This window comes from Paracoccus lutimaris (genome assembly GCF_003337565.1).
In the GTDB taxonomy this organism is placed as follows: Bacteria; Pseudomonadota; Alphaproteobacteria; order Rhodobacterales; family Rhodobacteraceae; genus Paracoccus; species Paracoccus lutimaris.
The window spans coordinates 57,024-70,437 of the sequence record NZ_QPJL01000016.1 but is presented as its reverse complement, the minus strand read 5'-3'; the positions used below and the strand labels follow the sequence as shown (position 1 = coordinate 70,437).

At 64.5% G+C, this 13,414-nt stretch carries 11 protein-coding genes; 4 read left to right on the top strand and 7 right to left on the bottom strand.

The window, feature by feature from the left end; genetic code table 11:
• Positions 1-478: 478 nt before the first annotated feature.
• From DFP89_RS20355 to DFP89_RS14215, 5 genes are read right to left on the bottom strand one after another with little or no spacing between them, the layout of a single operon-like run.
• Complete coding sequence (locus tag DFP89_RS20355) at positions 479-865, bottom strand: GtrA family protein (RefSeq protein WP_181870346.1); 387 nt, start codon at positions 863-865, stop codon at positions 479-481.
• Complete coding sequence (locus DFP89_RS20350) at positions 862-2,439, bottom strand: hypothetical protein (protein WP_181870345.1); 1,578 nt, start codon at positions 2,437-2,439, stop codon at positions 862-864. The genes DFP89_RS20355 and DFP89_RS20350 overlap by 4 nt, the downstream gene beginning before the upstream one ends.
• Positions 2,440-2,451: 12 nt before the next feature.
• Entirely contained in the window at positions 2,452-3,357 is a 906-nt protein-coding gene (locus DFP89_RS14225; RefSeq protein WP_114350060.1) for an NAD-dependent epimerase/dehydratase family protein, read from the bottom strand.
• Entirely contained in the window at positions 3,354-4,385 is a 1,032-nt protein-coding gene (locus DFP89_RS14220) for a glycosyltransferase (RefSeq protein WP_181870344.1), read from the bottom strand. Before DFP89_RS14220 ends, DFP89_RS14225 begins: the two co-directional genes overlap by 4 nt.
• Positions 4,386-4,387: 2 nt before the next feature.
• The gene (locus DFP89_RS14215; protein ID WP_114350058.1) at positions 4,388-4,567 is read right to left on the bottom strand and encodes a hypothetical protein; all 180 of its coding nucleotides are present in this window, start codon (positions 4,565-4,567) and stop codon (positions 4,388-4,390) included.
• A 337-nt stretch (positions 4,568-4,904) separates the two neighbouring features.
• On the opposite strand from DFP89_RS14215, the gene DFP89_RS14210 reads away from it, so the two are divergent.
• Positions 4,905-6,896, top strand: a complete 1,992-nt coding sequence (locus tag DFP89_RS14210) for an acyltransferase family protein (RefSeq protein WP_114350057.1) — start codon at positions 4,905-4,907, stop codon at positions 6,894-6,896.
• A gap of 344 nt (positions 6,897-7,240) precedes the next feature.
• Here DFP89_RS14210 and DFP89_RS14205 read toward each other — a convergent pair whose 3' ends face one another.
• Both DFP89_RS14205 and DFP89_RS14200 read right to left on the bottom strand, forming a co-directional pair.
• Positions 7,241-8,833, bottom strand: a complete 1,593-nt coding sequence (locus tag DFP89_RS14205) for a solute:sodium symporter family transporter (protein ID WP_114350056.1) — start codon at positions 8,831-8,833, stop codon at positions 7,241-7,243.
• Positions 8,834-9,082: 249 nt separating this feature from the next.
• A complete protein-coding gene (locus tag DFP89_RS14200; RefSeq protein ID WP_114350055.1) occupies positions 9,083-10,081 on the bottom strand; it encodes an AraC family transcriptional regulator in 999 nt (332 codons plus the stop codon).
• Between the two features lie 214 nt (positions 10,082-10,295).
• On the opposite strand from DFP89_RS14200, the gene DFP89_RS14195 reads away from it, so the two are divergent.
• The 3 genes from DFP89_RS14195 to DFP89_RS14185 are packed head-to-tail and all read left to right on the top strand — an operon-like array spanning position 10,296 to position 13,389.
• Complete coding sequence (locus tag DFP89_RS14195) at positions 10,296-11,063, top strand: 3-hydroxyacyl-CoA dehydrogenase (protein ID WP_114350054.1); 768 nt, start codon at positions 10,296-10,298, stop codon at positions 11,061-11,063.
• A gap of 11 nt (positions 11,064-11,074) precedes the next feature.
• On the top strand, positions 11,075-12,262 hold the full coding sequence (locus tag DFP89_RS14190) for an acetyl-CoA C-acyltransferase (protein ID WP_114350053.1): 1,188 nt from the start codon (positions 11,075-11,077) through the stop codon (positions 12,260-12,262).
• Positions 12,262-13,389 (top strand): acyl-CoA dehydrogenase family protein, encoded by a 1,128-nt coding sequence (locus DFP89_RS14185; protein WP_114350052.1) that lies wholly within the window; start codon positions 12,262-12,264, stop codon positions 13,387-13,389. The genes DFP89_RS14190 and DFP89_RS14185 overlap by 1 nt, the downstream gene beginning before the upstream one ends.
• The last annotated feature ends 25 nt before the right edge of the window (positions 13,390-13,414 follow it).

Below are 13,414 nucleotides of genomic sequence, written 5' to 3'. Positions count from 1 at the left end.
GACATCAGGTCTCGTGCCAATCTGGTCTCCATTGCAGGTACCAGCTTGAATCACGATCAGGCCACCCTGTGAATCCCTTTTGTCAACACCACCTAGGCATCGCAATGCTCCACTCGATAAAATACGGCCCCCGCAGGGCGCCGCGACATTTGTTATGCTATTCGATAAGTGCCATATACTGATCGGTACGGGTTTGCCACGCGTGATGTGAGGGGCCGGTTTATCTGAACTGATAGTGCAAAACTCTACCTATGGGTTCTCGAATCGCTGAAATTTCCCTCTATAAGGGAAATTTTCCATCTGTTTTCTTCGGTTGTCACGCGGAAATGCAGCGGCGCTGCCGGTCGGCGCGAGCGATGCCGCAATCATCCCGAACAGGGCGGCGCTGAGGCGATTTGTCGCAGCCATCGCGCCCGGGGAAAGCGCGATATGGCGGACCCGGCAGACGGGCTGTGCAGGCGTGCAGCGGAGTGATCTGCTATGATTGATAGACCCAGCGCTTCGAGACGATGAAGATCATCGCCGAGATGAACAGCGTCACCCCGATCTGCGTCTGGTACAGCGGCAGGTGCAGCCCGTCGACCAGACCCGCCATCAGAAGCGAGTTCATCGCCATCGCGGTCAGATGCATGATCACAAAGCGCGACATGCTGCGCCGGGTCGGGGGCCCGGCGCGGAAGGTCAGCCAGCTTTGCAGGATGTAGTTATAGATCATGCTGACGCCGTAACAGCAGGCGGTCAGGGCAAACGTGCTGGGAATGCTGCCCCTGAGCGCCCAGAGCAGCAGGAAATACAGCCCGGTTGACGAGGCCCCGACCAGCACGAAGCTGAGAACCTGCCGCAGATGCGGCCATGCCTGTTTCACTGCGACACTCTTTCGAACAGGATGCCGAATTCGCCCTGCATCCGCATCTCGTAGCCATTGCCGACATAGGACAGAAGCTCGGTCAGAACGGGCGCCTGCGCCTCGGCGGGGGCCAGGATGCCGGCTTCGGTCCGGGTGATGGCCTTGGCGCCGATCAGGACGAATTTCGGTGGATGCTCCTGCAACCCGGCCCGGATCTCGGCCATCCAGGGCGCATAAAGGGTGAAGTCCGGGGTCATCAGCTCGATGGCAGGGGTGATGAAGCGATGCGGCGGCAGCCGCTGCGCCAGATAGGGGACCTGATATGAGGTGCCATATTGCAGCACCCGATCCTCGGGCGTGCTTTCGTTGCGGATGATCTCGACCATCTTGACCTGATCGGCCGCGGGAATGTCGTAACTGCCGATGATGGGCGATATCCCATTCTGGCGGATATCCGAAAGCAGGCGCGAATCCTTGGCCACCTTGGCGCCGATCCCCAGCACGACCAGCGCTGTCATGGCGATGGCGGCGGCGCCGATCAGTTTGCGCACGCCCGGGCTGCGGGCGCCGCGCATCCTGGCAAAGCCCTGATCCAGCGCCACGGCGGTCAGCATCACCAGAAGCGGCAGGAAGCCCGCGATGTGATAGCCAAAGCCCTTGCGCTGCACGAAATAGGACATCAGGATCGCAAGCCCAAGGCCGATGACCAGCAGCAAGGGATAGCGCAGACCACGATCCCGCAGGATCCACAGGGCCAGACCGATACCTCCGCACAGCGTCATCCAGTGCCACCAGCGCGTGAACAGCACGACGATGGTCTGGATCAGGTCCATGGGCGGCTTGTCGTAATAGACCTGGGCGGTGAACTGCACCGATTGCTGGTGCCAGTCGTCCAGATTGCCGACCGCCAGCGCCCATAGCACGGTCGCCAGAATGACCAGCGCAAAGCCCGCGGCAGGGGCGGCGATGCGGGCCAGGACGCCGTGGCGGCGGGGTTGCGCGACCCAGGCGCGCGGCACGGCCTCAAGGATCATGAGCCCAGCCAGCACGGACAGATAGGTGGGGCGGATCAGCACCGCGCAACCGACCAGAACACCGGCAAGAATCATCGCCGGCAGCTCGCGCCGCATCGGCGCCAGCATGGCGCAGCAGGCGATGATCAGCAGGCCCATGGCGACGATGTCGCGCTGCCCGGCCATCCAGCCGCCAGCGGTGACATAGACCGGCGGGTAAAGCACCAGCGCGACAAAGGGTGCCAGCCGGAATCCCGACCGCCACAGAAACAGCGCCGCCGCCAGCGTGGCCAGCTGCATCAGCAGGAAATCCGTCAGGTGCCATGCCCAGAGCACCGGGCCGAACAGCCGGACCGCCGTCTCGTGCAAAAGCATGGCGCCCGGCCAGTTCATGTCGAAGCTGCCAGCATAGAACGGATACCCCTGCGTCGCCAGCCAGCCCATATAGTCGAACTGTGCCTGATCCGGCGATGGCTCGATCTTGAGATAGATCAGGCAAAGCACCGGGGCCGAGATCAGCCACAGCAGGATCAGGGCGCGGCGCACGGCCAGGGGCGGGGACAGGAACGAGTGAGACATGAAACGGCTCCTTCAGGCCAGACCGCTGCGAAGAAAGGTGATGATCCGGGAAATGCCGCTGGCCAGCGAGGTCGGCTGCCAGTCCGGCGGCAGGGCCGAGGGCAGAAAGCTCATGTCGCGGACATTCGATGGGTGCGGGTCGAATTGCAGCAGCAACGGCCGCTCGATGCGCTCGCGGATCCGCTCGATCACCTCGAAGACCGAGGCCGAGCGGCCGCTGGCCAGCAGAAAGGTCGCCGCCCTTGGCGCGGGATCGGGATCGACGATCCTGCGGGCCATGTAATGGCCGATGTCGTCGGACAGCACATAGTCGCGCAGCGTGTTCGGATTGCCGAAGATCCGCGTCGTCTTGCCCTGCATGGCATTGGAAATCAGCGCCGTGACCAGCCCGACCCGCTTCGAGCGCGTCACCCCATAGACCGAACTGGGCCGATAGACATGGCGCCGGTCCAGGCTGGCGGCCTGTTCAAGGCGGGCCTCCTGCATCAGCTTGCCGGTGCCATAGGGCCGCAGCGGCAAGGGCAGGCTGTGTTCCGAGCAATGCGTCTGGCTTTCAAACAACCCGCCGGCCGAGCTCATCATGTGGAAATCCACCGGCCTTTCGTGGCGCAGATCCTCGGCCATGGCGATCAGCTCGGCGATGGTGGCGGTTTCCTGGCCCATATCGGCATCGGAAGAGCCAAAGCCGCTTTGCCCGCCGGTCCAGACCATGGCCACGCGGGTCTTTGCCGGCAGGGCGGCCCGGATCGCCGCCCTTTGCGCCTGTTGCAGGCTGGCATCCTGCCAGTCATAGGGAAAATCGCGGGCCTCGGCCTGAAAGCGCAGCCGCAAGGCCCGGTCCACCGCCCCGCCGATCAGCCCCAGGCCGAACAGCAGGACGATCAGCTCGGCTTGCCCTCCGACCCGCAGGAGCTTCATGGATTCGGGTCAGAATGCTTGGCGAGCCATCGGGCGGCGCTGGCGTCGCCGGATCTGTCGATGGTGAAGAAGGTGGGCTTGCCATGCACCTTGAGGATCATCGAGGACAGGTATTGCAGCACGATCCCCAGCATGAAGGCCGACAGCCCGCCAAAGAAGGTGATGGCCAGAAACAGCGAGGTCCAGCCCTGCACGGCAATGTCCGAGGGGAAGAACAGCTTGACCGTCAAGAAATAGACCGCCGCCAGGACCGACAGCACCATGGCCGCAAGGCCCAGCACCGAACCGATGCGCAACAGCTTGATCTGGCTTGAAAAGATCATGCGCCAGCCATGGGACAGCAGCGATTTCAGGCTGTAGCCGCTGCGCTTGGTCTTGATATAGCGCTCATCCTTCATCTCGATGCGGATGGTGCGGATGCTTTGCGTGAACCAGCCCAGGGTGATGTCCAGATAGGTGTCATGCGAACAGACGCTGGCGGCGGCCCGTGCCACCGGGCCACGGATCAGCCGGAAACTGTTGAAGCTGGACAGGTTCGGGTTGTCCGTCAGCCATTGCATCATCCGCTTGAAGCTGCGCGAGGTCCAGTCGCGGATGGCGGCGTCATGCACGGCCGAAGCCGGGTTGGCATAGACGATATCGGCATGTTCGGAGACCGCCTTGCGCAGCAGCGTGGTGATGACCTCGGGCCGGTGCTGAAGATCCTCGTCCATGGTGACGACCCAGTCGCCGGAACTGTGCAGGATGCCGACGATGGTCGCCGGATGCTGGCCGAAATTGCGCGCCAGATGCAGCGGCACGATCCAGGAATGTTCGCGGGCCAGCCGGTCGATCTTGCTGCCGGAATCGTCAATCGCGGCATCGTCGACGAAAATCGCCTCGGCCAGCGAGAAGGGCGCGCCCTGCGCCTGCCATTCGCGGCGCAACTCATCAAGGGCGGCGACAAGGGCCTCCAGGTAATCGCTGCCGCAATAGACCGGCACGACGACGCTGATCATCATGCTCTGGGGTTGGGGCGCATCTGACATGTTCATATTGCCTGATATTGGGTCGGGTTCATCGCGATGTCGCTTCTTGCTGCGTTTTCAGGGGTGATGTCGAGACGGCCCGGCACAAGAAGGGTCTGGTCCGTGATCTCGTGCCGGGTTGTGATCGCACGGCCCGCTATTGGATCCGGCGTGACGGGCTGGGTGCGAAGGGTGAAGCTCATCTCTTCTTCTGTGAATGCAGCGCGATCGAGCTTGCAGGAATCCGGCGGTTTTGCCCGATAAGGCTACAGGGCGAAAATCCACCGATCAAGCAAAGAACTCGGGCTTTTATCCTGTCTGCGGGGCAAGCCGTCTTTATAGACAGGCAATTTCGCCCGCCGCCGCCGCGCCAGATCCGCGCCGGGACTGAAAGCGGGTTTCGAGGTGGCAAAAACCACCCGGCCTTTTGTGGCCAAGGCTGGCGGCGCGGGCAGGGACCTTGATTTTCATCGGCAGGCCGGTTCAATGGGACAACAGGATTGATATGCCTGCGCGCAAAGGGACAAAGCTCGTATAACCATGATTGCCAAATCTAATTATCGTCCCGATATCGACGGATTGCGGGCGATTGCGGTTGGCCTTGTCGTTTTGACACATGCCGGGGTTCCAGGATTTGGCGGGGGCTTTGTCGGTGTCGATATCTTTTTCGTCATCTCGGGCTATCTGATCACCTCGATCCTGCTGCGCGAGGCGCACGAGGGCAGCTATTCCCTGGCCCGGTTCTATGAACGGCGGATCAGGCGCATCTTTCCGGCGCTGGTCGCGGTCCTGGTCGCGACCACGGCGGCGGGCTTATACATCCTGACCCCCGACCAGCTGGCGGCCTATGGCAAAAGCATGCTGGCCACGATCCTGTTCGTGTCGAACTTCTATCTGGGCATGACCGCGAATTACTTCGATCCCGATGCCGAGACCTTGCCGCTGCTGCACACCTGGTCCTTAGCGGTCGAAGAGCAGTTCTACATCTTCTTCCCGATCATCCTTGTCGCGCTGGTGCGCTGGTATCCGCGCGGGGTCAGGGCGGCGGTCTGGATCATGGCGGGGCTGAGTTTCGCGGCCTGCGTGGCGCTGACCGAGCTGCGCCCGACCATGGCCTTTTATCTTGCCCCCACCCGCGCCTGGGAGCTGCTGGCCGGCGCGCTGCTGGCGATCCATGCGCCGCGCGGGGGCGCCGTGGCGGGGCGGGAATGGCTGGCGCAAGCGCTGGGTCTGGTCGGGCTGGCGCTGATTCTGGCTGCCGGACTGGGGTTCACCACCCAGACCCCGTTCCCCGGCTGGGCGGCGGCGCTGCCGGTTCTGGGATCGGCAGCGCTGATCATGGCCGGCGGGCTTGGCGGCGGGATCGTCACCCGGCTTTTGTCCAGCGCGCCGATGCGTGGGCTGGGGCTGATCTCATACTCGCTTTATCTGTGGCACTGGCCGGTGATCGTGCTGCTGCGGTTCTGGACCATCGATCCGCCGACGCCCTTGCAGATGGGGCTGGCCATGCTGGCGACGCTGGGCCTGTCGATCCTGTCCTGGAAATATGTCGAGCAGCCCTTCCGCCATGCCGGGCGCAAGCCCGGGCGGCTGCGCTATCCGGTGCTTTGGGCCGGGGCGGGCAGCATTCTGGCCGTCTGCGCGCTTTCGGCCGTGCTCGTGCAGGGCAAGGGCCTGCCGGGCCGCTTCTCGCCTCAGGAGCGCCTGCTTCTGGTCGAAGAGCCCAAGGATGGCAGCGTGCCCTGTGACGAACAGACCGACTGGCGCGAGATCGCCAATTGCCGGATCGGTGCCCCGGACGCCCCTGAAAGCTTTCTGCTGTGGGGGGATTCCCATGGCCGTTCGCTGCTGCCGGGCTTTGATGCGGCGATGAAGCTTCTGGATCGCGGCGGGCTTTATGTCGGCATTCCCGGCTGCGCCCCCCTGCTTGAGATGAGCCGCGCGAACGAGCCCTTTCCCAGCCTGTGCTTTCCGCTGGGCAATCATGTCCTGTCGGTGCTGGACGAACACCCCGATATCCGCACGGTCTATCTGGTCAGCCGCTGGTCGATCTATGCGCAGGGCAAGCGCTTCAAGCACAGCCCGACGGCCCGGCAGACCCTGATCGTCGATGCCGAAAGCTCGGGTGCCAGCCTGGCCGAGAACCCGCGCGTCTTTGCCCGGGCGCTGGATCGCACCATCGCGGAACTGCGGCGCCGCGGCCTTAAGGTCGTGGTGCTGAACCAGGTGCCCGATATCGGCTATCACGTCTCGATCGCGACGGTGATGGCGGGCCGGCTGCAGCGCGACATCGACCTGCGCACCAGCCGCGCCGAATACGACGACTTTTACCGCTCGACCGCCGCGATCCTTGCGCCCCATGCCAAGCGCGACGAGATCACGCTGGTGCCGCTTGAGGATCTGCTGTGCGATCAGACCATGTGCCGGATCACCACGCAGGAGGGGCTGCCGGCCTATTGGGACGACAACCACCTGTCGCGGCGCGGCGCGCGCGAACTGGCACCCGGTCTGGCAGATCTTCTGAGGGATTGAAAAGCTTGGATAAATCCTGGGCCGAGGCATTCCGGCGCCTCGGCCCAGCCTTGTTCTCAGCGAAATGCTGCATTGCAGCAATGGTGGTTTCACATCCGCAAGGGCATCCTATGTTAGGGCTATCAGGGCATCCGGCCTTGATCCAAGTCAAATGGCCCCAAGGTAAGGAGATGACCATGGCAGGCAAAATGACGATCTGGTCGCGCATTCGCGGCTTTTTCAGCGCGCTGGTGCAGGATCGCGCCGCGACCGCGCCCCGTCTGGAACATGAACTGCGCGGCTCCCACCACTAAGCCGTGCGGAACGCGCGGGCGGCAATTGCGCCGCCCGTGCCGATTTCCAGCCTATCGGAAGATCAGATAGGTCGACAGGACGACGACGATCACCGCCAGCCCCAGCGGCTTGGCGATTGGCCAGGGGGTCATGTCCACCGGCGCCTCGCCCGAGGGGGCCCAGGACCGTTCCATCGGATACATGCGCCCGATCAGCAGCATGATGCAGACGTTCAGCACGAACAGGATGAACATCACGTGCAGGTAATGCGGATAGCCCTCGGCGCCCAGTGCCGGCTTCAGCATGAACTGGCTGATGATATATAGCCCGACCCCCGATGCGAGGCCGATCTTGGCCGCGATCGGCGGCACCCGGCGCGAAAAGATGCCGACCAGGATGATGGTCAGGATCGGGATCGAATAGCAGCCGTTCACCTCTTGCAGATAGCCGAACAGACCCTGCGGCGCATTGGCGATGAAGGGTGCGATCACCATCGAGGCGACGGCAAGGAAGGTGCCGAAGATCTTGCCGGCGCGCACGACCTCTTCGTCACGGGCGGCGGGCTGGAAAAACCGGCGATAGATATCGACACCGAACAGCGTGACCGAGCTGTTCAGCGCCGAGTTGAACGAGCTCAGGATCGCGCCAAACAGCACGGCGGCGAAAAAGCCCCGCGCCCAGCCCGGCAGCACCTCGTTGACCAGCCGCGGATAGGCCTGGTCGGCCACCGTCAGCTCGCCCTTGAACATGTGCCAGGCGATAATGCCGGGCAGCACGACGATGATCGGGCCAAGGATCTTGATGCAGGCGGCGAAAAGCAGGCCCTTTTGCGCCTCGACCAGCGATTTCGCCCCCAAGGCGCGCTGGATGATCGCCTGGTTGGTGCCCCAGTAGAACAGCTGCACCAGCATCATGCCGGTAAAGATCGTCGCAATCGGGATCGAGCTGTCCGGCCCGCCCGCCGCCACGAACTTGTCCGGGTTTTCGGTATAAAGCACCGACACCCCGGCAAAAAGATCGCCCTGACCGATGGCCAGCAGGCCAAAGACCGGGATCATCAAGCCGCCGATCAAGAGCCCGACCGCGTTGATCGTGTCCGAGACTGCGACCGCCTTCAGCCCGCCAAAGATCGCATAGATCGAGCCGATGATGCCGATGGCCCAGACCGTCACCCACAAGGCCGCCGTATGCGAGATGCCAAACAGGCCCGGCACGTCGAACATGGTCGAAAGCGCCAGCGCCCCGGAATAGAGCACGATGGGCATCAGCACGATCACATAGCCCGACAGGAACAGGATCGAGGTGATGATCTTGGTCTGCTCGTCATAGCGTTCTTCAAGAAAGCCGGGGATGGTGCTGATCCCGGTGCGCAGATAGCGCGGCACCAGCATCAGGGCGGTGACCACGATGGCGATGGCGGCCAGCGTTTCCCAGGCCATGACCAGCACGCCCTCGGTATAGGCCTGACCGTTCAGCCCGACCATCTGCTCGGTCGACAGGTTGGTCAGCAAGAGCGAGCCGGCGATGACCGGCGCGGTCAGTGAGCGGCCACCCAGAAAATAGCCCTCGGAATGGTGTTCGTCGGTGCCCTTGGTCCAGTAATAGGACAGGATCGCGACAAGGGCTGTGAACCCGACAAAGGACAGGATGTTCAAAACCGACATCGTGCCTCCTCCTCCTCCGCAAAATGGATCGTGAACAGAACGTTAAGTCGTTAGCGCAAACGTAATCGGTGTGACAGTGGCTGTGATGACAGGATTCGCAGCCTGCGCCAGTCCATGCGGGGCGGCAATCCCCGATCTTTGCTTGCAACTTTGGGTAGAAACTGGCGAATCCCCGCGTGTCGCGCCATGCGACCCGCGCCGAGGAACCGCCGGTGCCGGGGGAATGGCTGGGCGCAGAGGATCGCTGGGCTATTCCGCAGAGGGCGCCGAACGGGCATCGCGAAAGGCGGCGGGGCTCATGCCGGTCCATTTCATGAAGGCGCGATGAAAGGCGCTGGGTTCGGCATAGCCCAGTCGTGCCGCGATATCTGCGACACGGGCATCGGTCCCGGCCAGCATCTGGCGGGCCTCAAGCTCGCGGATCTCGTCGCGGATGGCGGCAAAGCCCTGTCCCTCGCCGCGCAAGCGGCGGCGCAGCGTGGCGGGCGACAGGCGCAGATCGGCGGCAAGACGGTCGAAATCGGGCCAGTCCTCGGGCGGGGTGCTGCGTAGCCGGTCGCGGATGCGCGCCGACAGGTCCTGATCGTGGCGATAGCGCAAAAGGATGTTTGCAGGCGCCCCGCGCAGAAAGCCCTGCAGCGCCTTTTCGCTGCGGATCGGCGGCAGGACAAGGTAGCGGGCGGCAAAGACCAGCCGGCTTTGCGGCTGATCGAAGCGCACCGGCGCGCCAAAGAATTGCAGGTAATCGCTGCGGTTTTCGGGGGCGGGGCAGGCGAAATCGACCTGCATCAGTGGGATGCGGCGTCCGATCAGCCAGCACATGACCCCCATCAGCACCAGCCAATAGGTGCGATAGGCGAAGGCCGGGCGCGGGGCCAGGCGGTCGGTCAGCACGATCTCGGCCAGACCGTCGCGCAGGCGCAGCTCGCCCGCCGGATCGTCCAGCACCACGGTCAGGAAACTCAGCGCCCGGCGCAGGGCATGTTCCAGCGTGCGCGCATGCAGCACCGCCTGACACATCAGGTTGAAGCTGCCCGGCCGCATCGGCCGCGCGCCCATGCCAAAGAACTCGTCCTGGATCAGGTCGGTGATCGCCAGCCACAGCCGCCCGTATTGCAGGTTCGAGACCGGCTGATCGGGGTCCGAAATCCCGGCCCTTGCCAGCACCGGCGCCGGGTCCAGCCCGGCCCGGGTCAGGCTGGCCAGCGCATCGCCGACAAAGCCGGGCAGGATGGTCCGCCGCTCCATGCGCTGTCCATATTGCAAAACCGATCAGCCATTCTGGCCGGGAATGTCATTGCCTGCAATGTGCCTTGCGCTACCCTGCACCCGATTCCGGCAGGGGAGAGCCGGACCCCGCCGCCCATGCCTGTCCGAAACTGATCGACTTCGTGGCGGAACTGCCCAAGACTCCCGGCGGCAAGATCCAGCGCTTTGTCCTGCGCAAGCATAAGGAAAGAACATGCAGATCGAGAACAAGGTTTTCCTGATCACCGGCGCGGGCTCGGGCCTTGGCGCGGCGGTGGCGCGCATGGCGGTGGGCGCGGGCGCGCGGGTCGCGCTATTGGACGTGAACGCAGGTGCCGGACAGGCGCTGGCGGATGAACTGGGCGCGGGTGCGCTTTTCATCAAGACCGACGTCACCAGCGCCTCCGAGGGCGAGGCGGCGGTCGCGGCGGCCTTGCAGAAATTCGGCCAGATCGACGTGGCGGTGAACTGCGCCGGCGTCGCGCCCGGCGAGCGTATCGTCGGCCGCGAAGGCCCGCATGCGCTGGAAAGCTTTGCCCGCGCCATCCAGATCAACCTGATCGGCACCTTCAACATCCTGCGCCTCGCTGCCGATGCCATGGCGAAAAACCCGCCGGGCGCGGGGGGTGAGCGCGGGCTGATCGTCAACACCGCCTCGGTCGCGGCCTTTGACGGCCAGATCGGGCAGGCGGCCTATTCGGCATCCAAGGGCGGGGTCGCGGCGATGACCCTGCCGGCGGCGCGCGAACTGGCGCGCTTTGGCATCCGGGTGATGACCATCGCGCCCGGTATCTTCAAGACGCCGATGATGGCCGGGATGACGCAAGAGGTGCAGGACAGCCTGGGCGCCATGGTTCCCTTCCCGCCGCGTCTGGGCGAGCCTGCCGAATATGCGGCGCTGGTGCGTCATATCGCCGAAAACCAGATGCTGAATGGCGAGGTCATCCGTCTGGACGGCGCCATCCGCATGGCCCCGAAATAAGGAGTTTTCCCATGGATCACGATCCCATCGTCATCGTCGGCGCCGCGCGCACGCCCATGGGCGGCTTTCAGGGCGATTTCGCCGGCACCGAGGCCGCGACCCTTGGCGCCGCCGCCATCACCGGCGCGCTGAAGGGCGCCGGTCTGGGCGCGGATGCCGTGCAGGAAATCATCATGGGCTGCGTGCTGCCCGCCGGTCAGGGTCAGGCCCCCGCCCGTCAGGCCGCGCTTGGGGCCGGCTTGCCCCTGGGCGCCGGAGCCACCACCATCAACAAGATGTGCGGATCAGGCATGAAGGCCGCGATGCTGGCCCATGACCTGATCCTTGCCGGTTCCGCTGATGTGGTCGTGGCGGGCGGCATGGAAAGCATGTCGAACGCGCCTTACCTTTTGCCGAAAGCCCGCAGCGGCTACCGCATGGGCCATGGTCAGGTCATGGACCACATGTTCCTCGACGGGCTTGAGGATGCCTATGACAAGGGCCGGCTGATGGGCACATTCGCCGAGGATTGCGCGCAAAGCTATCAGTTCACCCGCGAGGCGCAGGACGAATACGCCATCACCTCGCTGACCCGCGCGCAAAAGACCATCGAGGAAGGCCGCTTTGCCGCCGAGGTCACCCCCGTCACCATCCGCGCCGGCAAGGCCGAGCGTGTGGTCAGCATCGACGAACAGCCCGGCAAGGCGCGTCTGGACAAGATCCCGACCCTGCGCCCCGCCTTCCGCGACGGCGGCACGGTGACGGCGGCAAACAGCTCCTCGATCTCGGACGGGGCGGCGGCGCTGATCCTGATGCGCGCCTCCGAGGCCGAGCGCCGGGGCCTGACGCCCCGCGCCCGCATCCTTGGCCATGCGACCTTCGCCGACAAGCCGAACCTGTTCCCGACCGCGCCCATCGGCTCGGTCCATAAGCTGATGGAGCGGACGGGGCTTTCGATTCCGGATATCGACCTGTGGGAGGTGAACGAGGCTTTCGCCGTCGTCGCCATGGCCGCCATGCACGACCTTGGCCTGCCCCATGACATCGTGAACGTGAATGGCGGCGCCTGCGCGCTGGGCCATCCCATCGGCGCATCCGGCGCGCGGGTCATGGTCACGCTGCTCAATGCGCTGGAAACCAACGGGCTGAACCGTGGCGTCGCCTCGCTTTGTATCGGCGGCGGCGAGGCCACGGCCATCGCCATCGAAAGGCTGAACTGATGATCTTGACCGAGGAACAGGAACAGATCCGCGACATGGCGCGGGAATTTGCCCGCGACGTGCTGGCCCCCGGCGCGGCGGCACGCGACCGCGACCACGCTTTCCCGCGCGCGGAACTGACCCGGATGGGCGAGCTTGGCTTCCTTGGCATGCTGGTCCCCGAGACGCATGGCGGCTCGGATACCGGCGTCGTCGCCTATGCCTTGGCGCTTGAGGAAGTCGCGGCGGCCGATGGTGCCTGCTCGACGATTATGTCGGTGCATTCCTCGGTCGGCTGCGTGCCGATCCTGAAATACGGCTCTGATGATCAAAAGGCGCGGTTCCTGCCGCGCCTTGCCTCGGGGGAATGGATCGGCGGTTTCGCCCTGACCGAACCGCAGGCGGGATCGGATGCGTCCTCGCTGAAGACGCGGGCGCGGCGCGACGGCGACCATTACGTCATCGACGGCGCGAAACAGTTCATCACCTCGGGCAAGAACGGCAAGGTGGTGATCGTCTTTGCCGTGACCGATCCCGATGCGGGCAAAAAGGGCATCACTGCCTTTATCGTGCCGACCGACACCCCCGGCTATGAGGTCGTCAGCGTCGAACACAAGCTGGGCCAGCATGCGTCGGACACCTGTGCGCTGGCCTTCACCAATATGCGCGTGCCGGTCGAGAACCGCCTCGGCGACGAGGGGCAGGGCTACAGGATCGCCCTGGCGAATCTCGAAGGCGGCCGCATCGGCATTGCCGCGCAGGCGGTCGGCATGGCGCGCGGCGCCTATGAGGCGGCACTGGCCTATGCCCGCGACCGCATCACCTTTGGCCGCCCGATCATCGAGCATCAGGCGGTGGCCTTCAAACTGGCCGACATGGCGACGCAGATCGACGCGGCACGCCTGATGGTCCTGCGCGCGGCAGAACTGCGCGAGGCCGGCAAACCCTGCCTGACCGAGGCCAGCATGGCCAAGCTTTTCGCCTCGGAAATGGCGGAGAAGGTGATCTCGGACGCGATCCAGATCCATGGCGGCTACGGCTATCTGCGCGACTACCCGGTCGAGCGCATCTATCGCGACGTCCGTGTCTGCCAGATCTATGAAGGCACCAGCGAGGTGCAGCGCCTCGTCATCGCCCGCGGCCTTTAGCGGCCGGGCCTTCGGCTTCGGTCTG

What these genes read in the sequence shown, in the direction of transcription:
- DFP89_RS20350 (WP_181870345.1), bottom strand. Translation starts at nt 2,439, where the DNA reads ATGTCTCACTCGTTCCTGTCCCCGCCCCTGGCCGTGCGCCGCGCCCTG.
- DFP89_RS14225 (WP_114350060.1), bottom strand. Translation starts at nt 3,357, where the DNA reads ATGAAGCTCCTGCGGGTCGGAGGGCAAGCCGAGCTGATCGTCCTGCTG.
- DFP89_RS14220 (WP_181870344.1), bottom strand. Translation starts at nt 4,385, where the DNA reads ATGTCAGATGCGCCCCAACCCCAGAGCATGATGATCAGCGTCGTCGTG.
- DFP89_RS14215 (WP_114350058.1), bottom strand. Translation starts at nt 4,567, where the DNA reads ATGAGCTTCACCCTTCGCACCCAGCCCGTCACGCCGGATCCAATAGCG.
- DFP89_RS14210 (WP_114350057.1), top strand. Translation starts at nt 4,905, where the DNA reads ATGATTGCCAAATCTAATTATCGTCCCGATATCGACGGATTGCGGGCG.
- DFP89_RS14205 (WP_114350056.1), bottom strand. Translation starts at nt 8,833, where the DNA reads ATGTCGGTTTTGAACATCCTGTCCTTTGTCGGGTTCACAGCCCTTGTC.
- DFP89_RS14200 (WP_114350055.1), bottom strand. Translation starts at nt 10,081, where the DNA reads ATGGAGCGGCGGACCATCCTGCCCGGCTTTGTCGGCGATGCGCTGGCC.
- DFP89_RS14195 (WP_114350054.1), top strand. Translation starts at nt 10,296, where the DNA reads ATGCAGATCGAGAACAAGGTTTTCCTGATCACCGGCGCGGGCTCGGGC.
- DFP89_RS14190 (WP_114350053.1), top strand. Translation starts at nt 11,075, where the DNA reads ATGGATCACGATCCCATCGTCATCGTCGGCGCCGCGCGCACGCCCATG.
- DFP89_RS14185 (WP_114350052.1), top strand. Translation starts at nt 12,262, where the DNA reads ATGATCTTGACCGAGGAACAGGAACAGATCCGCGACATGGCGCGGGAA.